The following is a 26,397-nucleotide window of genomic DNA, read 5'->3' on the forward strand; positions in this document are numbered from 1 at the left end:
AAAATGACTATGGAGAAGATAAGCAAGAGAAAAGATAATTGAAAAATTTGGCAATATGTGCAAAGACAAAGATACTCGCCGGATTTAAATCCAATTGAAAAGTTATGGTTTGCCATCAAGCATGCCATAAGAAAAGCTCTGCAGAACTTTTGGCCCGATATCAATTCAGCTATTGATTTTAGCACTCGGGGAAACCTTACTTGGGTTAGCTATAGTTTGCTTGCTCACAAGCAAACTTTCCTGGATCCAAGTAGTCAAGCTACTCGGATGACATCATCCCTAGTGAATATTGCTCTTAATTTGTAACTAACCTAAGCTATAAATGTTAAGAAATTTACCAGGCAGAAAAAAAAGGCAAAAGAAGCCCCGGTTACTATCTATTTTCAGTATTAACGAAAAATAAAAAGGGTAAGTTAGTAAATCAAGAAGGAAGGGAAAGTAGAATAAAAGAGCTAGGAAAAGTTTTGCTTTGCAGAGAACGTGGAGCAAAGAGATCTAACGTATTATATTTTCAATAACAGGGCAGATTTTCAACAGTATAATGACATTCTGGGTGCTAACAGCGATGGGTCAGAGGGGGTGATCGTAAACAATCGTAATATTGTAACATTCAGATCACGTGCTATGGATAATATCTTAGCTCATGAGATAACTCATTTATTGCAAGCTAAATTTGCACCACAAGCAATTCGAAGTTTCGCTAGTCAAACACCTGAGGTAATACCTTTTTTTATTGGAGAAAAGGTAGAGAAATTGAACAACGAAAAAATGCAAGCAGCAAAATCTTCAAGTGAAGCAGAGAATGGGCGACGCAGCCGTCGTTCTATAGATCAATCCCACATAGAACCACCTTTCTCAACTAATTCTGACAATCAGGCTTTAGCTCCTAATACAACAAGAGCGTTACCTTCACTAAATCTTGAATCAAAGATAAAGAACAATCAGGCTACAAGTGGAGCAAGTAAGCCATCTTCATGGGTAAATGTTTTTGCTAATACTATAGTAGATGCTGTTAAAGGTATTTCTCAGTTTATCTCTTCTCCTTTTAAGCCAGCTATAGATATGAAGCATTCCCAACCTTCTAAAGCTATTACAGCTCAAGGTATTGATACAAATGGTACACTTCTTTTATTAGATGTATTTATAAGAAAAGTTACAGGCCAAAAGTATATTTCTAACAATATAAGAAGTATTTCTGAACAGGAAGCGCAAATTCATGCATTACCTATTGCAAAAGAATTTGAACAAGCATTAGAGGGTGCTGCTATTGAGTCAGGAATACCAGTTACAAATCTAAAATTTAATCCTGTAGAAGTATTCTTAAAGGTGGCTGGGCAAATAAGAAGTGGTAAATTCTCTGAAATATCAAAAACCTTATACTCATCTGCAAAAGAAGCTTGTCCAGAGTTTGAACAAACTGGTGAGTTTCTAGTTCATGTGAAAAGCCATCTAGAAGAGTTTTTGGCTAAAAAGGAAACTGTATTTCTACAACAAAAGCAGACTGCAGATCAGCCAACATCTAGTGTTTCAAGGAAAGTAGTTGCAATGGAGCCATCTAAAAAGCCTGATACCTTCTTAAGCGATACATCAGTAGTTAAAGGCATAAAGCATGTTTTAGGGCTATGAAATCCCTCTTTTGTGAAGAGCTTAACAAAAATGGTTAAAAAGTATTTTCTTCCTGAAGTTGTTTTATTTCAGCTTTAGGAAGACCGGTTGTTTGGGAAATGACGTCAATCGAGATACCAGCCTTAAGTAGGTTTTTTGCGACTTCAATATCCCTATCTTTTCGACCTTCCGCTCTGCCTTTTTCATGTCCGATTAGGATGCCTTCATTAAGTTTTTCTTCAAGGGTAGATAAATAATCATCGGTACGTTTCTTAGCTTGATCATATGCAAGACGTTCTTCTTTACTCCAATTATATTGGTTTAACTCATCATAAGCCCTACCAATAATTACATCACTACCTATTATTTTTTTTAGATCCTCTTCGCTCGTTTCATCTGCGTGCTTAAAAAAATAGATCCATTTTTCAACAATATTTTCTAATTGATCTTCTTTTGTTTTGTTAAACTTTGGTAGCTCTATGAAAGTGAAACTAAAGTCTTTGAGATCATGTTCAAAGGTCATCTTATCAAAAGTCACGTGATCAGACTTATAAGCCAGCTTATTAGGAAATAGGATAAAATCAGCAATAGCAATAAAGATAACCCCTTTAAGGTCATGATACTGGTCACCTACATCAGCTTGACTTGAATAAGCTTTGGCAGCGTAATATTGGGCACGTTTTTCAAAACCTCTTGTTTTAGCGACTTGCATCTCAATTATGGTTTTGACCCCTGTAGAATCAACACAGAGAACATCAACAATACTTTGCTTTTGAGAGGCAATAACAGGGTCTTGAATGGGACTGAGAAAGGAGACATCTTTAATCTGGTTGTCATCAGTAAGATCTAATATATCATTAAGAAAGTGAATAAGAATGTCTTTGTTCTTTTCAGTACCAAATATTCTCTTAAATGCATAATCATTTCGCACATTGAGAAATTTCGAAAAAGCCATGAGAAAGTAAGTTAAAAAGCATTAATAATTATACACAATTCTGAAGAAATATTCAACGTTTTTATGCTGAGGTCTATTAAAGTGGTAAATTTAGCTAAATTTCAAGAGTTGGCAAAAAAACTACCTTCATAGATGACCCTAGAATGCTACTACGCACCTTAGATCTCCTTTTGTACATCTTTTTATAACCCCCTCATAAAGTGCCTAAAACCCCCAGCAAATGAATCTCATGAGTTTAGTGGTCTTAAACATACCTATTTAAAGTGTGAACTTCTCATTTTAGCTTGTCACAGCATAGGCATTTAATATACTAGTTTTCAGCAAAGGTGCCAATATGCTAGCAAAATTTCTATCTAAAACTTCTAAAGGAGATTTATGGCAGGCTACGAAAAAGAATGACTGCTAGCATACTAGACCACAAAGTAGGACAGAAAGTAAGAAGTTGTAGGCTAGCAAAGAGGTATACTCAAAAGGATTTAGCGGAGAAAATCGGGGTAAAATACTGGGTAATACTTCATTACGAAAAAGGAAAGCGTAAAATTTCAATCAGAAGGTTATATAGCATCGCAGAAGCACTATCAGTTAGCATTATAGATCTTATTCCTGAACACACAATATCAAATGAAGAAAGTTATCTCGAGAATGAGATATTAGATCTAGTAGAAAAGTATGAGAAAATTGAGAATCAAGAATTACGTAATGTAGTTTATTCATTAATTACATCTGCACAAGCTAGCAAGGAAAATAGTAGAAAAGTGGCAAGAATAGAGGTGGCAAAGAATCTAGTTAAAGCAGGAGTTTCTGTTGAAATAATTTTCCAAGCAACGGGCTTATCAACTGAAGAATATAGTAATACAGAAGAAAAAACTGATTCTGCAGACTATAGCTACTATCGTTGTAATGCGCGTGTTATGATTAATAGTCACGATAAATGTAGCAATAAATATATCCGTGCAGATATGTTAGAAATGGTTATATGGGAAGAAGTAAAAAGTTTGTTAAAGAACCCAGAGAGGATTAAAAAGGAGTACCAAAGTAGAGCTTCAGAAAAGAAAAATGATGAATCATCAGATGAAGAATTTGCAAGAAGGGAAAATCAAATAAAAGAAGGTATCGAAAAACTTATGGAAGATTATTATAGTCAAGAAAATGCAGGAGAAAAAAAATATATAAGTGAGGGAGAATTTAAGCGGACAAAAGAAAAACTTAATGAACGTTTGAAAGTGGTAGAAAAAGAGAAGAAAAAAGTTATTGATCAAAAGACACTACAGGAGAGAATGAGCATTATTATCAATAGCATAAAGGGTTTTTATTCTAGTGTTAAATCGAACCTAGACTACCTAGATTGGCAAACTAAACGTGGTATTGTTAGGACATTGATAAAGCAAATTAACATTGGTCTTGATAAGGTGGAAGTAGCATTTCGGATCAAAGAACTAGCGCAGGAGGAGAATTTGCAACATTGTATTAAACGCGTTGGCGTTTTTTAAGTCTTAAATACTACAATTTAGCTGCTTTTAAATGCAACTAACCTTAGCTTTAATATTTAAGAAATTTACCAGGCAGAAAAAAAAGGCAAAGAACTCCCGTGGTGCGAGTTTTGACCCTATAATAATTTAAACTGGCGCTGTAATAATGTGCTAACGCTTAAAATAAGCGCGATTTGGCTGAATGTAGAAAAAATTTAAAAGACATGCAGCCGCTATAATTTTATTTAATCCGCCAAAAAATACCCTAAGTTTTTTACTGAATTTTGTCATTGAGCCTGCAGGTCAAAAACAAGTTTTGAGTCATAAATACCCTTATTGTCATAATAAGGGGGCTGGCGGAGTTTGTCAAGGAAGTTTTTTGTTTCCACTGAATGACAGTTGTGGCTTGGGAGGTAGTACAAGAAATCTGTTATTTTAATTGTGTGAAATTTAGTTTTGTGTTTCATAATATTATACAATCAAATTGATAAAAGCTGTATTATCTCCTTGCAGCATTAAGTGTATATTTTTTGCTATTTTTTCCACTAAGGGAGTAACGTTATCAAAATTTGAAAATTTTGATAATACATAATCTGCTAAGCTTTTTTCATCTTCAGGTCTACCCACTCCAAATCTCAAGCGCCAATAATCATTACCAATAAAACTATCTATGGATTTAAGTCCATTATGTCCAGCAGAGCTACCACCTTTCTTTATTTTTATTCTTCCAATTTCCAAATCAGCGTCATCGTGTATGACAACGATATTATCTAGCGATAATTTGTAAAAGTTTCGTATTTTTGCAACAGGGATGCCTGAATTATTCATAAATGAATAAGGCTTTATTAACATGATTTTATTATCATTAATTATGCCAGAGGTTATTAGATAATCGGCTTTTTTAGAAAACGACTGGAAATTCCAATATTTGTAAATTTTATCAACTACGATGAAGCCGATATTATGATGAGTTAACTCATATTGACCACCAGGGTTACCAAGTCCAACTATCAGATGCACTATTACTCTGTTTCTGCTTGAGGTTCTTCAACGTCACTATCGGCAGCAGAAATTGTAACAATAGTAAAATTTTCTTCTTCATGAGCTACAAACTTAACACCTTCTGGTAATTTTACATCATTAATATGTATAGACTGGCCAATCATTTTACCGGATAAATCAACTTCAATAACCTGAGGTATTTTATCAGGAGAGCATTTAACAGCAATAGAACGACACAAAACATTAAGCACTCCACCTAACTTGATCCCTGGAGCTTTACTTTCATTCACAAATGATAGAGGTATGTCTATTTTAATTTCGCTGCCTTTATCAACAAATTGAAAATCAACATGTTGCACAGTATCCTTTACTACATGCAATTGGATATCGCGAACAAGAGCATATTCCTTTTTGCCCGAAATATTCAGCTCTATCAAATGTGCAGAAAGAGAGCCTGATTTATATTGCTTCGTGAATTCCTTTGCAGACAATGTTAAATTTACATTATCATGACCCTTTCCATATATGATTCCAGGGATGTTTCCTTTCTTCCTTAGAGAATGCATCGCTTTTGTTTTTGTTATATCACGTAGCTCTGCATTAATTGTTACTATTTCTTGTTGCGTCATCGATTACTCCTATTCAGCTAATCCTTTTAATATAATTTAATAATAATATAACATAAAAATATTTATTTCAAACTTCATTCTTTCATACTAATTGTTTGTGAAAGGATTTATTTAGATGTATATTTAAGCTTATTTAACAAGAACTATGGGCATTGATGATAAAGTAGTTTTTAGGATTTATAAACCAACAAAAACTGCAACACAATCTGGTTTAGGTAATACAAATCTCTGGCACCTAAAAATTGAATCTGGTTCTTACTACATTGAACCTTTAATGGGGTGGGTTGGCTCAAAAGATCCAAAAAAACAGATTGTATTAAAGTTTGATTCTCTTGAAAAAGCAGTATTCTACGCAAAAAAACGCAACGTTAAATACGTAATTGAAATGCCAAAAAATGTTAAGAGGCTGCCAAAATCTTACGCAAGCAATTTCATACTAAAGTAAGGTTTATTGTGGTGTGCTTATCTGTAAAAGATAAAGCTTAGTATAACCAATTTAACTCTGGGTTTTAAGTTGTGCTAACACACTGCGGCCATTTAAAGAGTCAAGATTTTTAACCTGGCTAGCCAGTATTAAAGAGTTATTTTTTAGGTATTTCTTTACAAGGCTTGCAAGTCTTTTTGGATTATTCAAATAGCTCCACTCTGCTTGTAAAACTTTTATATCACTTTGTACTAAACTAATTTCACTTTTTATTTTTATTAGCTCTCTATTTAATGACTGAACATGTAGTTTTATCTTAAATAGTCCTACAATGCTAAGAAAAAACATAACTATTGAGATGATGCAGAAAGTTCTCATGACAACTTCTGTATAGCTCTTAGTTTTGCTGAGCGTGAACGCGGATTTGCACTTACTTCTTCTATACTTGCTTTGATCATTTTTTTATTTAGAAGAGAGAATGTCTTACAATCAGTAGATCTTGGCTCACATAGATCTTTAAAAAAAGTTTTGACTATACGATCTTCCAAAGAATGAAAGGTGACAACAATTAATTTGCCATTCTCATTTAAAATTTCAGATGCAGCTTTAATGCCCCTCTCAAGTTCTCCCAGCTCATCGTTTACCCATATTCTGATTGCCTGAAATGTTCTGGTTGCAGGATCAATTTTGCTTTTTCCACGGAACACCACAGAACGTACAATGTTCGCAAGCTCAAATGTAGTTTTGATAGTTTTCTTCTTCCGTGCACTTACTATTGCTCTTGCGATTTTGCGAGAATGATGCTCTCCTCCGTAGTTATATATAGTATTTGCAATTTCTTCTTCGCGTAAAGCGTTAACAAACGTTGAAGCGTTTATATAAGAAGAGTTATCCATGCTCATATCGAGTGGACCATCATGTAAAAATGAGAACCCTCTATCTCCGTTATCAAGCTGCATAGATGAAACTCCGATGTCAAAAACCACCCCATCCACTCCGTTTGATTTCATTCCAGCGCGTGACCAGTGATTTTTTCCAGTATCAAGTACTGGGATGACAGGAGATGGCTCAACGCTGCTTAGTATACTTTTAATATTACTAAACTTCTCAATGAATAGTTTTATTCTATCGGGATATCTAACGCTTAAATCATCATAAAACTTAGTTACCGTTTCATCTCTATCAATTGCATATACCTTGCAATCAGCTGACTCCAATATTGCTTTGCTATACCCTCCAGCTCCAAATGTGGCGTCCACGTATATACCACCATCCTGCGGTGATAGTAGTGATAGCATCTCTTTTAACAAAACTGGAGTGTGTGTCATAGTGCTCCATCAAAAGACTCTGTGCATACAAATAAAAATAGCTTCCCACTAAAACATATGGAAATATATAGGCAATAATATAAAAATACTTGAATATAGTCAATGATATAAAAATATTAAGATTTAATAAGATACTATTATTGATATAATGTTCAAATTTTTCTATTATATAAAAAAAAGTAATGTATATTACTAAATACTAAACAAACTATAGAAAATTATGCAGCAAATAACAAAAGTAATATTTTCAAGTTTGATTTGTAACACTTTATTGTGGTATGACCACATGCTTTTTGGCCACTTAATAAACATAATAGGTGGTGTGTTTTTTCCATCGGATGATCAACTAACCAGCGTATTGAAGGCTTTTGGAGTGTTTGCAGTGGGTTTCTTAATGAGACCAGTCGGCGCTGCTATATTTGGTCACATTGGTGATAAGCATGGCAGAAGAGTTGCCTTATTGCTCTCGATTATATTAATGACTTTATCAACTGTATTAATTGCTTTTGTTCCAGGTTATCAAAGCATTGGAATACTAGCGTCAATGCTGGTAGTTTGTTTAAGATTATTGCAGGGTATATCCCTTGGAGGAGAAGCAGGAAATGCACCATTTTTAATAGAACACGCTCCTAAAAACAAAAAAGGATTTTTTGGCAGCATTGAAGTATTAAGCGCAATTTTTGGTTCAGTATTAAGCCTGATAGCAGTACTCATATGCAAAAAAGTATCTGATTTTGAATCTTGGGGGTGGAGATTACCTTTCATTTTCAGTTTAGCAATGGGATTAATCAGCATATATATGAGATATATACTTGATGAAAGCCCAGAGTATAAAAGACAGAAAAATCCATCTAAACTGCCATTAAAAGAGTTATTGAATAGCTATAAAAAACCTTTTCTGATATCAGTTGGGGTTGATATAGTTGAAAACTCATCTCTTTACATATATCTGGTATTTTTCAATGTGCTTACATCAACAATAAATACTCATTTTAACCATATGGTAGAAATACTGAGTCAAATTGCGCTTGGAGGATTGACAATATTGTTTGCAATACTTTCTGATAAGGTAGGAAGAGAAAAAGTTATGAAATTTTCATTTATAGCTTTTGTAATAGTGAGTTATCCAGTTTTCTCAATGTTATGTAGTGGCAATTACTTACTCACTTTTACGGCACATATTCTTTTTATAATTCCAATAGCTGCATCGCTTGGTCCTGTCAGTGCATTTATGTGTGAATTATTTCCAACAAAGGTTCGGTACAGCGGATTTGGCTTGTCAAGAAATATAGCTGCTGGATTTTTTGGTGGCCTTGCACCATTTATATGCACAACAATTATCAAAGTTACAGGACAAGAGACTTCAGCTAGTTTTTACATGATTTTCTGTGCATTAATTGGGCTAGTTGCTATATCGCAAATTAAGGATTAGCTTTCTTCAAGATCCAAGTATAGTTGCAGTATAGCAGAGTTTAAAAAAATCTAATTATATGGTGGGAAGTGCCAATTTTTAGGTGATAATGTGAATATTTCAGCACCATCTTTAGTTACTCCGAGCGTATGTTCAAATTGAGCAGAAAGTGAAAGATCGCGTGTTGTCACTGTCCAGTCATCGAGTTTACTGAGCAGAGTCTCATGTTTTCCAGCATTAATCATTGGCTCTATTGTAAAAAACATACCTTCCTTCAAGATGAGATTTTCATCTTGATCATAGAAATGCACTACATTTGGTGGAGCATGAAAGACTTTTCCTATACCATGTCCGCAGTAGCTGCGTACGATAGAATATCCAAAATCTCTAATATATTTCTCTATAGCAAGCCCTATTTCATTTAACTTATTGCCGGGTTTAACTTGTTTAATTGCTTCCATCAATGCATGATAAGTAGCGTCACACAAACGTTTTGCTTTTATTGATGGCTTGCCAACCCAAAACATGCGACTTGTATCACCATGCCAACCATTTAAAATCACCGTGACATCAATATTTAAAATATCTCCATCTTTAAGCGTTTTATCATCGGGAACACCATGGCACACAACTGCATTTTTTGAAGTGCAAATCGATTTTGGATACCCCCTATAGTTTAGTGGTGCTGGAATTGCACCTGCATTAATTATAAAATCATGACATAGATCATTTAACTCATTAGTTGTCACCCCTACCTTTACGTACGGTGCAATGAAATCAAGAGTTTCAGCAGCAAGCCTGCCAGCCTTGCGCATAAATTCAAAATCTTCTTGTGAGTGTATAGTTATGTTCATATTTTCCATGTCTTATTGTAATTGATACGCTTACTTGCAAGTATATAAATGTAATAACTTTACGTATTATGAAAATAAGCCCTATGGATCCTAGTGTCAAGTCATTTGTATGAAAGGTGGTCAAGCAAGAAGTCTATTTAATAATCTGAACTATACAACTACTATCTCAGGATAATCTGAAGGTTTTTTGTGATAGTAATCGATGCTATTAGAATTCACCTCAATGTAAGTATTGTAGATACGATTCTCAAAACCACCTCTCTCTTGTTTTTTAGAGATACGCTTTTCTTCAATTTGTTCTATAGATAGTCCACTTTCTTTGCCTAATGCATGTATGACCTCAAGTAAATCAGCTAACTCTTCAAGGTTTTCATCTGAGGTTTTAGAGGCAATAACTTCCTTTGCTTCTTCTAAAAGTTTATCTTTGAGACGTTCAATGTATTCATCTTTTTCCATCACCCTCTCATAAACAATAATTCCATGGGAACGTATAATTTCAGTTGTATGATCACGAACAAGTTTATTAATTTTGAAACAATGTTTTTTATTCATAATGTTTCCTTTGACAGATATAAGAATTTCATTCAGTAAAATTAAACTGTAACTTTTGATTTAACCCAATGGTACAACTTACTTATTTTACCATCTTGACCGAGCATTCCAGAGTTATTCTTATAAAAAGTGTCAACTATTAGCTTTATAGAACCTATAGCAGCAGAAAATACAGGATTTTTATCATATTCGCCATCAAGACCGCTACAAGACTCAGGGCACCCAATTCGAACTTGCTTATTGAATATATAGCCTGCAATTTCCTTCATGCTTGTGAGTTGACTAGTTCCACCTGTGATCACTACTTTATTAATTGGATCTTTCTGCTCTTGAAATTGCTCTCTTACCATTTCAAGTATTTCTTCAACTCTTGGTCTTATGATGTTAATAAGCTCAGATTTGAATACTTGAGTAGGTTCATCATTTTCACTATTTTGGACTGTAATATATTCGTTCTCATCTATTGAAGTTACGATAGTGCTACCATACAGTATTTTTATATACTCTGCACGTTCTATGCTTGTGCATAGCCCGTAAGCAATATCTCGAGTGATATGAACGCCACCAATTGGAACGCTGCTTGCATACACAAGTTTCCCTCTTTTGAAAATTCCAATTGCAGTGCACCCACCGCCTATATCAACAATAGCAGTCCCGAGCTCTTTTTCATCTTCACTCAGACAGGCAAGACCTGCAGAATATGCAGAAGCAATACAACCTGCCATATTTAATCCACCATTATTGGTAATACAGTTTTCAATATTGGTAAGCGCTGGACGCGAAGCAGTGACAACATTAACATCAGCAGATAGTCTTTTTCCGTACAATCCACCAACTTCTTTTATGTCAGTCATGTCATCTAAGTGATATTTCAGTGGTATATTGTGAATGATAACATTTTCTTCAATATATTTCTCAAACGTCTGAAAAACTACACGTTTTATATCCCGGTCAGAAATTTCATGATTAGCTGCAATAATTTCATTATGTACATTAAAAGATGAGATGCCACATCCAGCAATGTTCACATATATCTGGTCTATAGTTTCCTCTGACACTTGCTCAGCTAAACCTATAGTTGATGAGATGGAGTAATTTGCGTGTTTTACATTAGTTATCGACCCACCGTTTACACCTTCTGCAATCTTATAGCCCGTTCCTGTCACTTTATAGCTGAAGTTGCCATTTATTTTAACGATTAGACAAATAATCTTTGTTGTACCTATGTCTAAAACAGCAAAAACGTTTCTCTTTGGTTTTGCTATTACTGCAGAGTACATTAGTTAACCTTATTACGCAATTTCATTTAAATTGTAGCTTTCTTTAATAATTTATATTTCTATTATAGATATAGCAACATTTTAATATACACTAAATTCTGGACAAAAGGAAAAGCAAAACATAGAATTATAATTTTTATGTCCATATTACCAATTGTAATTGCCCCTGATGAAAGACTAATCACACGTGCCAGTGAAGTAACAGATATAAACGATAAAATTAAAGAATTAGTAAACGACATGTTCGAAACTGTGTACGATGCAGAAGGTCTTGGCCTTGCTGCAGTGCAAGTTGGAGTGCTGAGGAGAGTTTTTGTTATGGACATTCAGCTCTCTCGAGCTGAAGACGAGCCAGTAGGGTATGAATCGACTGGCAAATTTTACATGATTAACCCTGAAATTACGGAATTATCCGATGAACAAGTAATTCTCAAAGAAGGGTGCCTTTCAATTCCAGAGCAAAGCTATGAAATTAAGCGTCCAAAATATTTGACTGTGAAATATAAGGATTTAAATAATGAGGAACAGACGCTAAAAGCTTGCGGCTGGCTCGCAAGGTGTATTCAGCATGAGCTAGATCACTTAAATGGCATATTATATATTAGACATTTATCTAAATTAAAGTATGATATGGCCATGAAAAAAGCACAAAAGGTTAAAAAGCATTATGAGCAATGAAGACCTAGAATTATTAAAATTTTACCATGAAGTGGGCGTTGATTGCACACTAACAGAGGGTGAAGAGGAAAAAAAGTTGGAGAGCAAAGAGGGTGTGCAACCCTCTGTTATCCAAACTGGGAACCAGAAGAAAGATGTAGATACGCGCTGGGGTGACACTAAAGATGGAAAAGACATGTTTCCAAGTGATTGGATAATTGAAGCAAGGAAACTTGCAAGTAAATGTAGTAGTGTGGATGAACTAAGAAGTGCAGTTGAATCATTTGAAGGTTGTGAGATAAAAAAAACTGCAACTAATACTGTTTTTTCCGATGGTAATCCAAACGCAAAAATTATGCTCGTTGGTGAAGCTCCAGGAGCAAATGAAGACCTTCAAGGCATACCATTTTGTGGTGCAAGTGGAATGTTGCTCGATAAAATGTTAAATGCAATCAATCTTGATCGCACTAAGGTATACATAAGCAATACCGTATTTTGGCGCCCACCTGGCAATAGAAAGCCAACCGACCTAGAGCTTGATATGTGCAGACCATTTGTTGAGAAGCATGTTGCACTGGTTTCACCGCAAATTCTAATTTTGGTCGGGGGAATTGCGTGTTATAGCCTTCTTGACAGCACAAAAACTATATCGAATTTGCGTGGTAGATTTCATACGTACACTAACCAATATTTATCTCACTCAATCACTACAGCTGCTATATTTCACCCAGCTTACCTACTGCGTCAGCCAATGCAAAAACGTTTAGCCTGGGAGGATTTAAAGAAGATTAGGGAGTATCTTAATAATACCAATAACTGTACGAATACTTAACACCACTGGTGTCAAGAAGTAGCCCGCAGAAACGAAAAAACTTACTTGACAAGTTTCGCCAGCCCCCTTATCATGAAACTGAAGCTATTTCATTTAACTTCACAATCTGTGCAGATTAAAACGACAAGAAAACTTGTATTTGTCGTACTATGCTTAATTTTTTGCACGATGACACTCTCGCATATAAACTCACTACTTTCATTTGTTTCTTTCTCTCTATTTTCTTTTTTTCTCTTTATCAATCTCTCTATCAGTTGCCCGTATACATCCGATAAGCGTTTATCTGCTAACTCATCAGGCTCATATCGACAGGTAACAGTTAATGTTCTTTTTCTCATAGTTTCTCCTGTAAATGTTTTCATAGTTCAGGCACTCCTTTTTTCCATAAATCCATTTATCAGCTATTCTTGCGAAAAAGACGCAACTGTTAACCTTCGTTTTGTTTTACTTTTATGCACAATTTTGGAAACACATAGCGCTATCTTTCATCAATTAAGCTCTCTTCCAAATCATCAAGCTCCTCTTTTCCCTCTAATGATCTTCTTTAGCTGAAGGTAATCTTAAAAATCTTGAAAGGCTTCACTTAAATGGTAACAATATTGGTAATGAAGGTGCAAAAGGGTTAGCTGAAGGTAATTTTACAAATCTTACTACACTTGATTTGGCACATAACAATATTGGTGATGAAGGTGCGAAAGCTTTAGCTAATGGTAAGCTTACAAGTTTTACTTCACTTAACTTGGGAAAAAATAATATTAGTGATGAAGGTGTAAAAGAATTATCTAAGCTTACAAATCTTACTTCACTTGATTTGACATATAACAATATTGGTGATGAAGGTGCAAAAGAATTATCTAAGCTTACAAATCTTACTTCACTTAATTTATCGTTTTCATGTATTTTCCCATGAAATCGTACGTCTCTTGCGCCTTATCTTTATCAAAACAACTGTCTTCTCTTGGTGGAGAAAGTAGATTACTAATAGGAACTGACAATGCCTTTGCTATACGTTTTAACTTTTCAGTTGGAATGCCACATTTTCCTTTTACATACCTTGGCAGCGTATAGTATTTTATACCTGTTTCATTTGCCAAATCTTTTGCGGTATATTTCCGCTTTAATATCCAGCTTCTTACATTCTGCGCTATTTCGTATCTTATGGAGATAGTAGTACGTTTTGTCATGCCGCTAACAGAAATAAACTACACATTATTACACAGGTGAGCATAAATTTACCATGAAAATGTTGACTTCAAGCTCTTTATTATGAAAGGTGTGAGAGCTCGATGACGCTCGCGCTTTTGTTAGGCTCTTGCACCAAAAATAAGTGTTTTTAAAGCTCTTTATAGCTCATGAATTCATTTGCTGGGGTTTTTAGGCACTTTATGAGGGGGTTATAAAAAGATCTACCTTAAAAACCTCTAAGGTGCGTAGTAGCATTCTAAAGCCATCTATGGGAGACATTTTTTTTTCATCAACGCATTCAAAACTTAAAAAAATAAACTAAAAATAAAGAAGTTGAATATTTTTTCAGAATTATGTATAATTATTAACGCTTTTTAGGTTAGTTCGTTATGGCTCTTTCTAAGTTTCTCGATCCCAAAAATGATGTCGCCTTTCGCCGTATCTTTGGTACTGAAAAGAATAAAGATATCCTCATTCACTTCCTCAATGATATTCTTGGCTTCACTGGTAAAAATGAAATAAAGGATATAGAGTTTTTAAGTACTATTCAAGACCCTGATATCGCCGCTAAAAAGCAAAGTATTGTTGATGTTCTCTGTAGAGATTCTACAGGTGCTCAATACATTTGCGAGATGCAGGTCGCTAAAACTAAAGGCTTTGAAAAACGCGCCCAATACTATGCAGCTAAAGCTTATTCAAGACAAGCTGATAAGGGCGATCAATACCATAACCTTAAGGAAATTATCTTCATTGCTATAGCAGATTGTGTACTGTTTCCTAATAAATCTGAGTACAAATCAAAGCATACTATTCGAGATGAAGACACTAATGAACACGATCTAAAAGATTTTTATTTTATATTTATTGAATTGCCAAAATTTCCGAAAACAAAAGAAGATCAGTTAGAAAATATAGTTGAAAAATGGATATACTTCTTTAAATATGCAGATGAGACTAGTGAAGAAGAGCTGGAAAAAATAATAGGTAGTGATGTAATAATTAAAAAGGCCTATGAAGAGCTAAATAGATTCAATTGGTCAGAGAAAGAATTTATTGCCTACGAACAGGAAATAAAACGTATTCTTGATGAACAGGCTGTACTCGCTCAAAAACTCGATGATGCTAAACAAGAAGGTAGACAAGAAGGTAGACAAGAAGGCATCCAAATCGGTCATGAAAAAGGCAGAAAAGAGGGTGAAAAGCAAGCTAAAATAGCAGTTGCAAAGAATCTACTTAAAGCAGGGGTTTCTATTGATATTATAGCTCAAACTACTGGTCTTACAGTTAACGAAGTCAAAGACTTAAGCTAATTCTATCTTTGGGTGTATAGATGAACATCTTTATACTAGATGAAAACCCAGCAATTGCAGCTCAAATGTTATGTGATAAGCATATAGTAAAAATGCCATTAGAAACTGCTCAATTATTGAGTAATGTTTTTTCAACAGCATTGAAAGTGCCAAATCCTTTTGTCAGTATCATAAATCAGAATATAGAAGTCCCATATAAACTGACTCACAACAATCATCCTTGTTCTTTGTGGGCTAGGCAATCGAAAGGGAATTTTTGTTGGTTGATAGAGTACGGAAGAGAATTATGTAAAGAGTACACTTGGCGATACAAAAGAAAGCATAAATCAGAGGAAGTAATAAATTGGTGTGATAGTAATAAGGATTTACTCATTTTTCGATCAACTGATATGCAAGCTTTTATACAAGCACTGCCGGATCAGTATAAATGCAGCAGTTCTGTGGAAGCTTATAGGAGATATTATCTCAAGGAAAAGATGAGATTTGCTAAGTGGGAAAATGGCAGAGGAGCACCAGATTGGATAATAGGAAATCCTGCTACGTAATACCACAGCTAATACAGCTCATAAATAGAGAAGCCATCCAAATCGGACATGAAAAAGGCATCCTAATCGGCGAAGAAAAAGGTGAAATGAAAGCTAAAATAGCAGTGGCAAAAAATTCACTTAAGGCCGTTGTCTCTATAGATGTTATAGCTGAAATCACCGGACTTTCCCTTGACGAAATCAAACAGACTTTCTGATCAATCAACATTAGTTAGAGAAACAGTAGGAGCAAGTAGCCACAAAAAATGCAAACACCTGCTCCTTCCTTCACTCAGGCTCTATCTGATCAATTCAGTAGAATTAGTTGTAATTGATACGTTATTTAAATTGGTTCTAGGACCAGATAGAGCTACAGCTTTATTAGTACTTACTGATGAAGGATCAACATTTGCTTTGTCCAGTAAAGGCATCATTTCTTTCTGCAACATTTGCTCGATTTTACCTTTAAAAGACATTGAGAATTTCTCCTTTTGCTCTAATGCTGGACAAGCTTTTTCTGCATATGAGTACAGCATACCTGAGATTTCATGATAGTTTCCCGCTATGACTTTCTTAAGTACACTTAATTGTACTTCTTGAAAATTAATTTTTAATTGTTGTACCGATATACCACAACGAAAAGCTGCTTGTTTTAGTTCTGCTTCAAACTTATCTACGATATTTAATGAATAGCCTTGTGCCTCTTGCAAAGAAATCTGTTTATCTGCTGAAGAAGTATACATTTGTCTTTTACCTCTCTTGGCCAGCAACATATCAGCTAATAGTATTCTTCCATTTATATCAGATTGTGCTGAAATGCTTCTAATGTCTGGCACCACTTTAGTTTTATCGTCAATTCCTTTTACAAATTCTTTATTTACTAAAGGCGCTGATAATAGAGTCTGCTTGTTGGAAACGCTTTGAAAAGATAATCGACTCATTATGTTTACAAATCAACCTCGGATCTGGAACAAAAGTGGTTTTAAATAAGGTTGATCGATAGAACGACGGCTACGGTTCCCATTCTCTACTTCCATCGAAGAGTTTGCTACTTGAATTGTTTTGTAGTTTCTTTCCTTTACCAAACAACCTGTGCGAACTTTTATTTATAGTAACTTTGCTATACGCTAAAACTACCTATATTAGCCTACTTTAACTAAATTTATATATGAACTAGTTTGCTTAGCTTCGTTGCAACAATTTTACGTTTTTATTTTCACAACGCTGCTTTTATTTAAATTGTTCTCACAAAGGTAGGTACTTTTTTGTGATTTTTGGAAAAGTAAATGAACAAACTTTTTGTGACGCTAAAGGGACTTGTGTTTTTATAAAAGTAATACTTTTTATGATAAAAAGAGCATACAAAATAATAGCCACAAATCCAAGTTTTTCACAAACTTTAAAACTCTTATCTCCTACAAGAAGGTCCTGCAATTGGTTCATTAGTTACATTGTTAAATACAGAGCTTGGCGCCTGCATATCTTGCAAAACAGTACTGTTATCAACTTCTATTACTACCTTCTCTACCATTTCTTCAACTATTTCATTAATAGTCAAAAAGTTTCTTATAACTACTTCTATCAATTCATCACTAACAGCGCCTTCTCTTACAACTCGTTCTTCATTAAACTTTATTCCTTCCATTATTGCACCTAGCACCTGCTCTAGAGAAAAGTTGTACTCCATAATACACTTCACAATCTTCCGTTTAATCTTTCTTTGATCTTTCAATATTGCTTTCCCTAATTTACTATCCATGTTGAAGTCAGATAACCTTTCCGCAAAAAGATCCTCCACTTCCTCAATAAGTTCTGCTTTGTGTTTTGTTTGTCTTAATCCTTCTTCTGCTTCCTCTCGTATTTCTTTAAATTGCTCAGATTCTTCTCTTTGCCTTTGGAAAGCTGTTTTCTTGCTTTGAAATCTATTACTCAATAATTCCTCTAAGCGTTTTAACATGAATACTATTACATTTCCTATTTCTTCTTTAGTCGGTACTTTACCTACCTTCGATTCCTTATATGATCTCTTTACCTCTTCATTTAATTCATTATCATCATTCTTAACATAGGAATTTACCATAGCTCTTGTATGAAATAGTAATTCTCTGTAGGATAACTTATCCTCCTTTATGTTATCTTTATAAGATAATTGATTTTTCTTCTCTATTCTCTCTTCATGCGATGATTCACCCTCTACCTCTTCTTTGCTTTTTTCTTTCAAAACTTCCTTGCTATCTTTACTTTCTTTCAGTATGGAACTTATCTTATCAAGAGCATCTGAGTCGGAACGATAACCCTGAAGACTATAGCAATTCTTTTTGTCCTTAAGTAGTTTAGTAGCAAACTTATAGTATGCTTCCATCAAAGTAAAATAGTCTAACATAGGTAGTACAAAATTCTCATCTGGATTCACGCCATAAGATTGCCCTACTAGCATTTCATATTGTTCCTTGCTCTCTTTAACAACTTTTCTACTGCTTCCTTTATTACCTCAAGCAACTCAGATTTTTCACAACGAGCATTCAAAGACTCTAAGTAACTTACCCAATGTTTATAATATTCCTCCACATACCCATTATAAGCACTATCAAACTCCTTCCATCTTACTTCTATAACGTTGCTTAAAGACTCAATTTCTTTATATGTTATGTTCTTTATTGCCAACAACTTTTCACAAAGGAATTCAACAGATGCCTTTGCATCTTTTAAGTACCTATTTCTTGCCCTCATCAAAAATTCTTCTTCCTGATCAGCCAAGCTACTCAACTCAGACAAAGCAGACTTTCCATCTATGGACGACACCTTTATGGTCCTGACTAATTTATCAATCCTACTTGCCTCTTCTAACCTATTTTCTTCCCTATATGCTTCCTGTGCAGTTTCAGGTACTTTTTCATCACTAGAAATAAGATTGTTGCTTTGTAGTAATTTTTTACATGAACCTATTATATCAAACCCTAATACCATTTTCCCTCCAAGTTTATGATAACTATAAAGATAACTTAGCCTTGCAACGTAAAGTTGATGCAACGCAACGTTAGTAAATAAGGAATAGATTAAGCGTGAAGCAATCGAGTAATCATTGTAGTTCACTGCTCTATTTATTTGTTCTTCAGTGATCGTAATATCCTCTATCTGTTTACTCCATGGCCACCACCAATACTGCGGCATTCTCTCTAGTGCTTTCAGCAATTTAACACAAATCCTCTTGGCTTACCACCCCAGCCTTTCTTTTTGTCATTTGATAGTCAACGGCAAGTGTAGTTATAATCCCTAGTACTATTAGGCTAGAAGTTACTACTGCAGCAAGATATACCCTGCGTGTTGATACAAATGAAACAAGCCCAGCAGAAAAAGCAACTATAGGAGTGAAAAAAGCTCCAACTCTTATATAGTCTGTGCGATAATCCCTTATCCCATATAACTCATCAAGTAAAATTGGACCAAACTCCCATCCAAATAACCGATACTTTCTATGACTAGATAAGAACTCAACAACATTTTTTTGCCACTCAGGCAAACTGGATGCATGTTTCATCAATTTCTCCCCATTCCTATATTTGCACCATCCGAAACAATGAAGCTCTATCAAACCCACGTCCATATTTAATCTGAAGTTCTTTTGCAAGTTGGGAGATGATTCGTTTGCCATAGTCTGCACGTTTGTGCTTTAAGATATCTTGACCAATTCTGAAGCCAATTTCCCAATTTAACAATACTAGAGTAGAATTGAAATGTGTAGCAAGATGATTCTTTGCTCTATCTATTAAATTACTAATATCCCCTAATAAGCTAGTAGTGATATCCATCAACGCTATTTTCAATAAAGAACCATTATAGCACAAAAACTAACTTTCCTAGATTTTAATATGTATGCAAGAGGTTACTTTCACCCCGAAAAAACATTACTACTTCCTCTTATTACCTTAAATCCACAGGAAAATCTCGCTTGAGTGAGGCTATATCTACACACTACGTTTTCTTTATTTTGCTTATAACTTCCACAAGCAGTGCAAACATAAATGAAGAATACAAATATCCTTTTGGTAATTCTATATGAAATCCATGAAGTATGAGGTACACACCGACAAGTAAAATAAATAAGATAGCAATTACTTTTAAGCCTGGGTTAGATTTGATTAACTGGGCGGTATAACTTGATAAAAACAGCATTGCTAGCATGGAAAATGTAAACGCTGTGGCAATTATTATCATGTTATAAGTTAGTGCTATAGAAGTTAATATCGAATCAACTGAAAAAACTAAATCTATTAATATAATTTGTAGCACAACTAAAAAAAATTTTGATTTAACGTTTGCTTTCTTTTTATTTTTCTTACACACAAAGATGTCATCCCATAACTCCATAGAGCTTTTAACAATAAGGAATAATCCCCCTGCGATCATAAGTAAATCCCTTGCTGAAATATTTAGCGATGCAGTGTGAAATATAGGTTTTTGCATTGACAATATAGATGATGTAAAAAATAGTATTACAAAACGCATTAATAGCGCTAATCCAAGGCCCATAAGGCGCACTCTTTCTCTCAGCGCATTTGGTACCTTATCTATTGCTAGAGAAATAAAGATTAAATTGTCTACACTAAGTATAGTTTCAAGTAGTGTAAGTGTCAGTAAAGTCCAAGCATCAGCTAGCATTTTTGTCCCAAATTCGGCTCTTCTTACTCTACAATAAATGTGTAAAAATTAAGTGACTTCACTCAGAAGTTAGCTCTCCAGAAAAACAGGATAACTGAAGCAAACGTAATATAAAGTTCAGCAGCTTCTTCTATTTTTGTTTTTGAGCAAAATCGACAATAAGAGAGTTTCTTATTTTCATGCACGCAAATAAGATAAAGCCTTATTTTCATTTTTGACTTTATTTGAAAATAATATATACTATAAAAATAGTGTGCTAGGTTGAATGAATGTATATTAAAGGATCACCATCAGGCAAAGTATTCGCTGGTTATCAGGCATTTATACCTAACCCCTTGCCACCAAAATTTGAATGGGACAATTATTTAGTTAATAGTCTTTCCAGAGCAGATCATATTTTGGGTATGTTATCCAGGGAAGGAGCTAAATTGCCTAACCCTCATCTTCTCATACGACCCTTTATAGCACGTGAAGCAGTTCTTTCAAGTAGAATCGAGGGAACTCAAGCAACTCTTGGTGAAATTTTGGCTCAAGAAGCAGGTGCTAATGTAGATCGCAATCCCGATGATTTACAAGAAGTACGCAATTATATATCAGCGCTCGATTATGGACTAAAACGTTTACAATCTTTTCCACTGTCGCTTCAGTTAGTTAAAGAAATTCACGGAAAACTTATGCAAGGTGTAAGAGGTTCTCACGCAACTCCAGGAGAATTTCGCCGAGTGCAAAATTGGATTGGAAGCCCAGGATGTACAATAGACACAGCAAAATATGTGCCACCAATGCCAGGTGAATTGATGGGTTGCTTGGACTCTTTTGAAAAGTTTCTACATGATAGAACATTACCCCCACTTATACATATAGCTCTATGTCATTATCAATTTGAAGCGATTCACCCATTCTTGGACGGCAATGGACGTATTGGACGTTTATTAATAACATTACTTCTGATCGAAAGAAAATTATTACCATTACCTCTGTTATACTTAAGTGCATTTTTTGAAGCTACAAAAAGTGAGTATTATGACCAACTTTACAATATAAGCAACAGAGGCACGTGGCATGATTGGTTCTCTTATTTCTTAAATGGTGTAGTACTGCAATCATTGGATGCATTGTCAAGAGCAGAACGAATTAACATTTTGATTGCAAATTGGCAAACTGAAGTTAGTTCTAAAACTGAAGGAGTTGCGAGTGGTATTGTAAGGTATCTCGCTGTAAACCCTTACTTTACTATAAGGAAAGTGGTTGAAAACTTAGGTGTCGTATTTACAACAGCCCAAAGAGCAATCGTAAAGCTTGAAGATTTAGGCATCGTTTCACAAACTTCTCAAGGAAAGAGAGATCGGGTTTATTGTGCAACTGATATTTTGAATATTCTAGAAGAACCAACTAAGATTACAGAGAACTTCGATAGCACATTGTAGCTATTGTGATGAATAAATTCAGCAAACAGCAAGCTTAAAGAGTCTGATCCAATGGACATGCTGAACAAAAAGTAAGGAGCTCCTTTTGGAGAATTATATTAACTTATTAATTAATTGCTTGACTTTTAGCAGGATTTATTATATTATTTATTAATGAGTAATGCAATCAAATCAAGGAGGATAGCATGACTGGTGACGATAACAGAAAAACTTTACAATCGATAATTGCTAGCGAAAATCACAGTATAAATAGAGTTGGAAAGTTAAAAGATTTCCTTAAACAAAACAAAGAAATAACTATTAATAAAGACACATTTGCATGTGCTTTACGATACCAAAAAACTACAAAGGAAGCAATAGTACACGAAATTCTGCTTCATTTTATACAAAATCCTGGCGAGCAATCACTAGAACAAGTGATACAATGCTTAGATAGAGCAATAAAACCTAGGATATATGCAAAAAACAACCCAATAAGAAATCTAGATGAGGAACTTCGTACTCATATAAACTTTAAAGATGAAAAGGGAAATACATTACTACATCATGCAGTTATAGGTAAGAAAACTGAAGAAATAATCACCCTTCTTGTTACATATAGTGCAAATCCTTTGATACAAAACGCGGATAATAAAATTCCTTTAGATTTAGCTCAAGGAGAAACAAAAAAAGTGCTTATTAAAAGTATGAAAGAACAAGCTAATACGAAAAAAGAAAGCGCTATGATAGGCAGTTTGGTGCCTGGCGTAATAATTGGTGGTTTTCTTGGTGTTGTACTTGGAGCTGGTGTGTGTGTTGCAGTAAGTCTTTCTGGTGGTATGATACTAGGTGTAATGATAGCACCTGTTCTTGTTGCTAGTATAGCTGTTGGGCTGGCCATGTATTTTTTGAGTCAAGACTATGAACAGGCTAAAGCGATAGAAAAAACTATTAGCACTGTTAGCTCTGAAATATCTGTTGATGGTGCAAAAAGAAGGGCCACAACCTACGTATAGCTGACCCAAGCAACACGTCATACCGCGATTCATTCGCGGTATAGATTCCGCTAACTAGTAGCGGAATGACGAATGTGTCGTTTTTCAAATTGTCGTAAGTCACTTTAGCTATAATACACACAAGGAGGGTGTCATCCCAGCGCCCCTATGATGTCATCCCAGTGCTTGACACTGGGATCCAGAAAAGTTTGCTTGTTCACAAGCAAACTAGCATGGAAAGTAGCTGATCTTACACTAAATGAATGTTTTTGATGAGGTTGCATAGAAGCTGGATTCCAGTGTCAAGCACTGGAATGACACCATTTGCTGTGCAATTTACCTTCAAAAATGAATGTTCGTACAGCTATGGATTCATTCGCGGTATAGATTCCGCTAACTAGTAGCGGAATGACGAATTTTTGTTTTTCAAATTGTCGTAAGTCACTTTAGCTATAATACATACAAGGAGGGTGTCATCCAAGTGTCCTGACTACTTGGATCCAAGAAATTTAATTGTTTTAAATTTTCCCCTCTATACACCTATCTAAAATTTATGTTATTCACATGTGCAATATAATCTATAATAACATTGAATTTATTACCAATACAATATATTAAAAAATATTATGAGCTTTGTGAAAGAAAGAAACACTCCTGTGATGGAGCAATATTTGAACCTGAAAGCTCAATACAAGGATCATCTGCTATTTTATAGGCTAGGAGATTTTTATGAGTTGTTTTTCGATGATGCTATTAAAGCTGCGAAATTGCTGAATATAGTGCTAACCAAGAGGGGCAATTCAAATGGGCAAGAAATACCAATGTGTGGAGTGCCAGCACACAGTAGCGAATCTTACCTACACAAGCTAATAGATTTAGGATTCAAAGTAGCAATCTGTGACCAATTAGAAACTGCTGATGAAGCAAAAAAGAGGGGCTATAAATCCATAGTAAAACGTGATGTAGTACGAGTTGTAACTCCAGGTACAATTATAGAAGATTCGCTACTGGAGGATAAAAGCAATAATTATCTCGCATCCATAGTTGAACAAAATGACGAATATGCTATTAGTTGGCTTGAATTATCAACGGGAAAATTTTTTCACACTTTAACGAATTTGAAAGCTCTAGATAGTGATTTATTGCGTATATCACCAAGAGAATTATTAATTTCTGAAAAATTCACTGAGGACGAAAAAATTAGATCGATTTTAAAAAATTATAAAATATCAATTACACAACACGCACAGAGTTTTTTTGAGTATAGTAAATCTCACAGAACGTTATGCGAGTTTTATAAAATCAGGGAACTTGGGAGTATAGGAAATTTCAGCAAAGTAGAAATCATGGCGTGCGGTGCACTGCTTGAATATGTCAGAGTAACACAAAGGGGCTCCATTCCAAGGCTTGAATTCCCAAAAACCTATAAGCAACAAAATTTCATGCTTATTGATGCTTCAGCAAGGAGAAATCTTGAGTTGTTTTCAACTCAATTTGGTGAAAAGAAAGGTTCACTAATTTCAGTTATTGATCACACAGTTACAGCCTCTGGTGGACGCCTGCTCAAACAAATGCTCGCTTCACCACTTGCTTGCTCCAAGGCAATCAATTTGAGGCTCAGCACCGCTCAATTTTTTGTAAATAATCATGAGCCACGCAGAAAAATACGAGAGATATTATCTAACATTCCGGATATTGAGAGGTCTTTATCGCGCTTAATACTAGGACGTGGTTCACCAAAGGATATGAACCTATTAAAAATAGGCCTAGGAAAAACTTTAGAGTTATCTGAGTTCTTATGTAAAATTGAATCAGGTGAAAATGGATCTCTCCCACAACAATATGTCATCCAAGTAGCTGACACTGGAATCCAGATGCAGATTCCAGCGTCACGCGCTGGAATGACAGTAAAATCAGACGAGAGTGAACTAAGCACAATACATAAAAGTCTTGGTAATCATAAAGATCTATTCGAGCTTCTAAACAGCGCTATACTTGATAATAACCTCAGTTCCGTGAAAGAAGGAGGATTTATCAATCCAAAATACAACTCAGAATTATCTGAGTTATCTTATATATTGAACAACAGTAACAAGTTGGTAACTAAGCTCCGTGAGTCTTATCGCGACCTAACTGGCATTGCCGCACTCAAAATATTACACAACAATATACTTGGTTATTACGTTGAAGTGTCAGCAAATCACAAAATAACTTCGGACATATTTATTCATAGGCAAAGCTTAGCAAATAGCATGCGCTACACTACTAATGAATTGAAAGAACTAGAAAATAAAATTCTTACGGCACGTGATGCTGCAATCGGCTTAGAAGTGAAAATTTTTAGTGAACTGTGTAGTGAAGTCGCTAAAGAATCTGAAAAAATTGCTCTTGCTGCAAATGCTTTGGCAAAACTTGATATTAGAGCCACTTTTGCGGAGCTTGCAGTGCAAAATAATTACGTAAAACCCATTATCGATGACAGTAAAGAGTTCAATATTCGCAATGGAAGACATCCAGTGGTTGAAGTTAACGATAAATTCATTGCAAATAGCATCAATTTAGCTGGTATACATCTAATTACTGGTCCTAATATGGCTGGAAAAAGCACTTTCTTGAGGCAAAACGCTCTCATTGCAGTTTTAGCTCACATGGGGTCATTTGTGCCAGCAGAGAGTGCGCATATTGGAGTGATTGACAAGATATTTAGCAGGGTTGGTGCAACAGATAATATAGCAGCTGGTTATTCTACCTTCATGGTAGAGATGATCGAAACAGCAACGATAGTAAATCAGGCAACAGATCGTTCCTTGGTGATACTTGATGAAATTGGTAGGGGCACAGGAGTGTATGATGGATTATCTATTGCACAGGCAGTGATTGAACATATTCACAATGTAAATAAGTGCCGCGCCATTTTTGCAACTCATTATCATGAATTAACTAAAGTAAGCAAATACTTGAAGAACGTGAAATGTTTTTGTGTAAAAATAAGAGAGTGGAACGGAGAGGTTATCTTTCTACATGAAGTAATTGAAGGCATTGCAGATGAGTCATATGGAATACATGTAGCAAAACTTGCTGGTTTTCCTGATTCTGTTTTAAATAGAGCAAGTGAAGTATTTGAGGAGCTAAAGGCTTAAGAGGAAATTCTGATCTTACCCAGAAAAAGTAGAGAGAACCCTATGATATTATTTTTTGTAACATTGTTATACACGTCATGATAAGGGGGCTGGCAAAATGTGTCAAGTAAGTTTTTCGTTTCTATGTTATCCGCTACTTGGATGACAGAAAAGAGTGCTGGGATGACAGGAGGCAATGTA

Annotated in this window: 31 protein-coding genes; 15 read left to right on the plus strand and 16 right to left on the minus strand. The window is 34.9% G+C overall.

The features are described from left to right. Positions 1–57 precede the first annotated feature (57 nt). The gene (locus OOK84_RS02425; RefSeq protein ID WP_264732292.1) at positions 58–306 is read left to right on the plus strand and encodes a hypothetical protein; all 249 of its coding nucleotides are present in this window, start codon (positions 58–60) and stop codon (positions 304–306) included. 318 nt (positions 307–624) lie between these two features. Continuing rightward, positions 625–1,626 (plus strand): latrotoxin-related protein, encoded by a 1,002-nt coding sequence (locus tag OOK84_RS02430; RefSeq protein WP_264732293.1) that lies wholly within the window; start codon positions 625–627, stop codon positions 1,624–1,626. 34 nt (positions 1,627–1,660) lie between these two features. Here OOK84_RS02430 and OOK84_RS02435 read toward each other — a convergent pair whose 3' ends face one another. Next, positions 1,661–2,560, minus strand: coding sequence for an Rpn family recombination-promoting nuclease/putative transposase (locus tag OOK84_RS02435; RefSeq protein ID WP_264732295.1), 900 nt, complete (start codon positions 2,558–2,560; stop codon positions 1,661–1,663). A gap of 395 nt (positions 2,561–2,955) precedes the next feature. Here OOK84_RS02435 and OOK84_RS02440 point away from each other — a divergent pair, with 395 nt between their 5' ends. Beyond that, positions 2,956–4,050 carry a helix-turn-helix domain-containing protein gene (locus OOK84_RS02440; protein WP_264732297.1) on the plus strand — a complete coding sequence of 365 codons (1,095 nt, stop codon included), beginning with the start codon at positions 2,956–2,958 and terminating at the stop codon, positions 4,048–4,050. 450 nt (positions 4,051–4,500) lie between these two features. On the opposite strand, the gene pth is transcribed toward OOK84_RS02440, so the two are convergent. Together pth and OOK84_RS02450 are read right to left on the minus strand one after the other, a co-directional pair. After that, a complete protein-coding gene (gene pth, locus OOK84_RS02445; RefSeq protein ID WP_253309378.1) occupies positions 4,501–5,049 on the minus strand; it encodes an aminoacyl-tRNA hydrolase in 549 nt (182 codons plus the stop codon). Positions 5,050–5,051: 2 nt separating this feature from the next. Then, positions 5,052–5,660 (minus strand): 50S ribosomal protein L25/general stress protein Ctc, encoded by a 609-nt coding sequence (locus OOK84_RS02450; protein ID WP_250295275.1) that lies wholly within the window; start codon positions 5,658–5,660, stop codon positions 5,052–5,054. Positions 5,661–5,805: 145 nt separating this feature from the next. Between OOK84_RS02450 and OOK84_RS02455 the strand changes: the two genes are divergently transcribed. Continuing rightward, a complete protein-coding gene (locus OOK84_RS02455) occupies positions 5,806–6,105 on the plus strand; it encodes an ETC complex I subunit (RefSeq protein WP_253309377.1) in 300 nt (99 codons plus the stop codon). Positions 6,106–6,156: 51 nt separating this feature from the next. Here OOK84_RS02455 and ftsL read toward each other — a convergent pair whose 3' ends face one another. Beyond that, entirely contained in the window at positions 6,157–6,462 is a 306-nt protein-coding gene (gene ftsL, locus OOK84_RS02460; protein ID WP_096617865.1) for a cell division protein FtsL, read from the minus strand. After that, positions 6,459–7,412 carry a 16S rRNA (cytosine(1402)-N(4))-methyltransferase RsmH gene (gene rsmH, locus OOK84_RS02465; RefSeq protein ID WP_264732300.1) on the minus strand — a complete coding sequence of 318 codons (954 nt, stop codon included), beginning with the start codon at positions 7,410–7,412 and terminating at the stop codon, positions 6,459–6,461. Before rsmH ends, ftsL begins: the two co-directional genes overlap by 4 nt. A 220-nt stretch (positions 7,413–7,632) precedes the next feature. On the opposite strand from rsmH, the gene OOK84_RS02470 reads away from it, so the two are divergent. Further along, positions 7,633–8,844 (plus strand): MFS transporter, encoded by a 1,212-nt coding sequence (locus OOK84_RS02470; RefSeq protein ID WP_253309685.1) that lies wholly within the window; start codon positions 7,633–7,635, stop codon positions 8,842–8,844. Positions 8,845–8,894: 50 nt separating this feature from the next. On the opposite strand, the gene map is transcribed toward OOK84_RS02470, so the two are convergent. From map to ftsA, 3 genes are all read right to left on the minus strand, one after another. Next, on the minus strand, positions 8,895–9,677 hold the full coding sequence (gene map, locus OOK84_RS02475) for a type I methionyl aminopeptidase (protein WP_264732301.1): 783 nt from the start codon (positions 9,675–9,677) through the stop codon (positions 8,895–8,897). A gap of 150 nt (positions 9,678–9,827) precedes the next feature. Further along, on the minus strand, positions 9,828–10,229 hold the full coding sequence (locus OOK84_RS02480; protein ID WP_264732302.1) for a nucleoside triphosphate pyrophosphohydrolase: 402 nt from the start codon (positions 10,227–10,229) through the stop codon (positions 9,828–9,830). 41 nt (positions 10,230–10,270) lie between these two features. After that, positions 10,271–11,509, minus strand: coding sequence for a cell division protein FtsA (ftsA, locus tag OOK84_RS02485; protein ID WP_264732303.1), 1,239 nt, complete (start codon positions 11,507–11,509; stop codon positions 10,271–10,273). A 138-nt stretch (positions 11,510–11,647) separates the two neighbouring features. On the opposite strand from ftsA, the gene def reads away from it, so the two are divergent. Together def and OOK84_RS02495 are read left to right on the plus strand one after the other, a co-directional pair. After that, entirely contained in the window at positions 11,648–12,187 is a 540-nt protein-coding gene (gene def, locus OOK84_RS02490; protein ID WP_253309681.1) for a peptide deformylase, read from the plus strand. Further along, positions 12,177–12,998, plus strand: a complete 822-nt coding sequence (locus tag OOK84_RS02495; protein ID WP_264732304.1) for a uracil-DNA glycosylase — start codon at positions 12,177–12,179, stop codon at positions 12,996–12,998. The genes def and OOK84_RS02495 overlap by 11 nt, the downstream gene beginning before the upstream one ends. A gap of 89 nt (positions 12,999–13,087) precedes the next feature. On the opposite strand, the gene OOK84_RS02500 is transcribed toward OOK84_RS02495, so the two are convergent. Further along, entirely contained in the window at positions 13,088–13,360 is a 273-nt protein-coding gene (locus tag OOK84_RS02500; protein ID WP_264329155.1) for a hypothetical protein, read from the minus strand. Between the two features lie 299 nt (positions 13,361–13,659). Here OOK84_RS02500 and OOK84_RS02505 point away from each other — a divergent pair, with 299 nt between their 5' ends. Beyond that, a complete protein-coding gene (locus OOK84_RS02505) occupies positions 13,660–13,908 on the plus strand; it encodes a hypothetical protein (protein WP_264732305.1) in 249 nt (82 codons plus the stop codon). Here the strand turns inward: OOK84_RS02505 and OOK84_RS02510 are convergent. After that, positions 13,877–14,182: a helix-turn-helix domain-containing protein gene (locus OOK84_RS02510; protein WP_264732306.1), complete on the minus strand. Its 306-nt coding sequence runs from the start codon at positions 14,180–14,182 to the stop codon at positions 13,877–13,879. The two genes, OOK84_RS02505 and OOK84_RS02510, sit on opposite strands and share 32 nt — an antisense overlap. A gap of 390 nt (positions 14,183–14,572) precedes the next feature. Here OOK84_RS02510 and OOK84_RS02515 point away from each other — a divergent pair, with 390 nt between their 5' ends. From OOK84_RS02515 to OOK84_RS02525, 3 genes are read left to right on the plus strand one after another with little or no spacing between them, the layout of a single operon-like run. Further along, complete coding sequence (locus tag OOK84_RS02515) at positions 14,573–15,493, plus strand: Rpn family recombination-promoting nuclease/putative transposase (protein WP_264732307.1); 921 nt, start codon at positions 14,573–14,575, stop codon at positions 15,491–15,493. A 20-nt stretch (positions 15,494–15,513) separates the two neighbouring features. Continuing rightward, positions 15,514–16,038 (plus strand): pyrimidine dimer DNA glycosylase/endonuclease V, encoded by a 525-nt coding sequence (locus OOK84_RS02520; protein WP_253309106.1) that lies wholly within the window; start codon positions 15,514–15,516, stop codon positions 16,036–16,038. Beyond that, entirely contained in the window at positions 16,011–16,235 is a 225-nt protein-coding gene (locus OOK84_RS02525) for a hypothetical protein (RefSeq protein ID WP_253309107.1), read from the plus strand. The genes OOK84_RS02520 and OOK84_RS02525 overlap by 28 nt, the downstream gene beginning before the upstream one ends. Before the next feature lie 81 nt (positions 16,236–16,316). On the opposite strand, the gene OOK84_RS02530 is transcribed toward OOK84_RS02525, so the two are convergent. From OOK84_RS02530 to OOK84_RS02555, 6 genes are all read right to left on the minus strand, one after another. Continuing rightward, a complete protein-coding gene (locus tag OOK84_RS02530; protein ID WP_264732308.1) occupies positions 16,317–16,958 on the minus strand; it encodes a latrotoxin-related protein in 642 nt (213 codons plus the stop codon). A 467-nt stretch (positions 16,959–17,425) separates the two neighbouring features. Beyond that, positions 17,426–18,454 (minus strand): hypothetical protein, encoded by a 1,029-nt coding sequence (locus OOK84_RS02535; RefSeq protein WP_264732310.1) that lies wholly within the window; start codon positions 18,452–18,454, stop codon positions 17,426–17,428. Next, positions 18,448–19,188, minus strand: coding sequence for a hypothetical protein (locus tag OOK84_RS02540; protein ID WP_264732312.1), 741 nt, complete (start codon positions 19,186–19,188; stop codon positions 18,448–18,450). Before OOK84_RS02540 ends, OOK84_RS02535 begins: the two co-directional genes overlap by 7 nt. Before the next feature lie 22 nt (positions 19,189–19,210). After that, positions 19,211–19,555 (minus strand): hypothetical protein, encoded by a 345-nt coding sequence (locus tag OOK84_RS02545; RefSeq protein WP_264732314.1) that lies wholly within the window; start codon positions 19,553–19,555, stop codon positions 19,211–19,213. Positions 19,556–19,571: 16 nt separating this feature from the next. Further along, complete coding sequence (locus OOK84_RS02550) at positions 19,572–19,826, minus strand: DUF1016 N-terminal domain-containing protein (protein ID WP_264688114.1); 255 nt, start codon at positions 19,824–19,826, stop codon at positions 19,572–19,574. A 163-nt stretch (positions 19,827–19,989) separates the two neighbouring features. Further along, positions 19,990–20,676 carry a TerC family protein gene (locus OOK84_RS02555; RefSeq protein WP_264732315.1) on the minus strand — a complete coding sequence of 229 codons (687 nt, stop codon included), beginning with the start codon at positions 20,674–20,676 and terminating at the stop codon, positions 19,990–19,992. A 269-nt stretch (positions 20,677–20,945) separates the two neighbouring features. Between OOK84_RS02555 and OOK84_RS02560 the strand changes: the two genes are divergently transcribed. The 4 genes from OOK84_RS02560 (at position 20,946) to mutS (ending at position 26,217) form a co-directional block, all read left to right on the plus strand. Then, positions 20,946–22,103 (plus strand): Fic family protein, encoded by a 1,158-nt coding sequence (locus tag OOK84_RS02560; protein ID WP_264732317.1) that lies wholly within the window; start codon positions 20,946–20,948, stop codon positions 22,101–22,103. A 185-nt stretch (positions 22,104–22,288) separates the two neighbouring features. Continuing rightward, complete coding sequence (locus OOK84_RS02565; protein WP_264732319.1) at positions 22,289–23,098, plus strand: ankyrin repeat domain-containing protein; 810 nt, start codon at positions 22,289–22,291, stop codon at positions 23,096–23,098. Positions 23,099–23,346: 248 nt separating this feature from the next. Continuing rightward, a complete protein-coding gene (locus OOK84_RS02570; RefSeq protein ID WP_264732322.1) occupies positions 23,347–23,478 on the plus strand; it encodes a hypothetical protein in 132 nt (43 codons plus the stop codon). 225 nt (positions 23,479–23,703) lie between these two features. Beyond that, positions 23,704–26,217, plus strand: a complete 2,514-nt coding sequence (mutS, locus tag OOK84_RS02575; protein ID WP_264732324.1) for a DNA mismatch repair protein MutS — start codon at positions 23,704–23,706, stop codon at positions 26,215–26,217. The last annotated feature ends 180 nt before the right edge of the window (positions 26,218–26,397 follow it).

It is taken from the genome of Wolbachia endosymbiont (group A) of Sphaerophoria taeniata (assembly GCF_947250735.1).
Taxonomy (GTDB): Bacteria; Pseudomonadota; Alphaproteobacteria; order Rickettsiales; family Anaplasmataceae; genus Wolbachia.

Excerpts from the sequence above, each read along its gene's own strand:
- OOK84_RS02430 (WP_264732293.1), top strand. The coding sequence starts at position 625 with ATGGATAATATCTTAGCTCATGAGATAACTCATTTATTGCAAGCTAAA.
- OOK84_RS02435 (WP_264732295.1), bottom strand. The coding sequence starts at position 2,560 with ATGGCTTTTTCGAAATTTCTCAATGTGCGAAATGATTATGCATTTAAG.
- OOK84_RS02440 (WP_264732297.1), top strand. The coding sequence starts at position 2,956 with ATGACTGCTAGCATACTAGACCACAAAGTAGGACAGAAAGTAAGAAGT.
- OOK84_RS02450 (WP_250295275.1), bottom strand. The coding sequence starts at position 5,660 with ATGACGCAACAAGAAATAGTAACAATTAATGCAGAGCTACGTGATATA.
- OOK84_RS02455 (WP_253309377.1), top strand. The coding sequence starts at position 5,806 with ATGGGCATTGATGATAAAGTAGTTTTTAGGATTTATAAACCAACAAAA.
- ftsL (WP_096617865.1), bottom strand. The coding sequence starts at position 6,462 with ATGAGAACTTTCTGCATCATCTCAATAGTTATGTTTTTTCTTAGCATT.
- rsmH (WP_264732300.1), bottom strand. The coding sequence starts at position 7,412 with ATGACACACACTCCAGTTTTGTTAAAAGAGATGCTATCACTACTATCA.
- OOK84_RS02470 (WP_253309685.1), top strand. The coding sequence starts at position 7,633 with ATGCAGCAAATAACAAAAGTAATATTTTCAAGTTTGATTTGTAACACT.
- map (WP_264732301.1), bottom strand. The coding sequence starts at position 9,677 with ATGAACATAACTATACACTCACAAGAAGATTTTGAATTTATGCGCAAG.
- OOK84_RS02480 (WP_264732302.1), bottom strand. The coding sequence starts at position 10,229 with ATGAATAAAAAACATTGTTTCAAAATTAATAAACTTGTTCGTGATCAT.
- ftsA (WP_264732303.1), bottom strand. The coding sequence starts at position 11,509 with ATGTACTCTGCAGTAATAGCAAAACCAAAGAGAAACGTTTTTGCTGTT.
- def (WP_253309681.1), top strand. The coding sequence starts at position 11,648 with ATGTCCATATTACCAATTGTAATTGCCCCTGATGAAAGACTAATCACA.
- OOK84_RS02495 (WP_264732304.1), top strand. The coding sequence starts at position 12,177 with ATGAGCAATGAAGACCTAGAATTATTAAAATTTTACCATGAAGTGGGC.
- OOK84_RS02500 (WP_264329155.1), bottom strand. The coding sequence starts at position 13,360 with ATGAAAACATTTACAGGAGAAACTATGAGAAAAAGAACATTAACTGTT.
- OOK84_RS02510 (WP_264732306.1), bottom strand. The coding sequence starts at position 14,182 with ATGACAAAACGTACTACTATCTCCATAAGATACGAAATAGCGCAGAAT.
- OOK84_RS02515 (WP_264732307.1), top strand. The coding sequence starts at position 14,573 with ATGGCTCTTTCTAAGTTTCTCGATCCCAAAAATGATGTCGCCTTTCGC.
- OOK84_RS02520 (WP_253309106.1), top strand. The coding sequence starts at position 15,514 with ATGAACATCTTTATACTAGATGAAAACCCAGCAATTGCAGCTCAAATG.
- OOK84_RS02530 (WP_264732308.1), bottom strand. The coding sequence starts at position 16,958 with ATGAGTCGATTATCTTTTCAAAGCGTTTCCAACAAGCAGACTCTATTA.
- OOK84_RS02535 (WP_264732310.1), bottom strand. The coding sequence starts at position 18,454 with ATGCTAGTAGGGCAATCTTATGGCGTGAATCCAGATGAGAATTTTGTA.
- OOK84_RS02540 (WP_264732312.1), bottom strand. The coding sequence starts at position 19,188 with ATGCCGCAGTATTGGTGGTGGCCATGGAGTAAACAGATAGAGGATATT.
- OOK84_RS02545 (WP_264732314.1), bottom strand. The coding sequence starts at position 19,555 with ATGAAACATGCATCCAGTTTGCCTGAGTGGCAAAAAAATGTTGTTGAG.
- OOK84_RS02550 (WP_264688114.1), bottom strand. The coding sequence starts at position 19,826 with ATGGATATCACTACTAGCTTATTAGGGGATATTAGTAATTTAATAGAT.
- OOK84_RS02555 (WP_264732315.1), bottom strand. The coding sequence starts at position 20,676 with ATGCTAGCTGATGCTTGGACTTTACTGACACTTACACTACTTGAAACT.
- OOK84_RS02560 (WP_264732317.1), top strand. The coding sequence starts at position 20,946 with ATGTATATTAAAGGATCACCATCAGGCAAAGTATTCGCTGGTTATCAG.
- OOK84_RS02565 (WP_264732319.1), top strand. The coding sequence starts at position 22,289 with ATGACTGGTGACGATAACAGAAAAACTTTACAATCGATAATTGCTAGC.
- mutS (WP_264732324.1), top strand. The coding sequence starts at position 23,704 with ATGAGCTTTGTGAAAGAAAGAAACACTCCTGTGATGGAGCAATATTTG.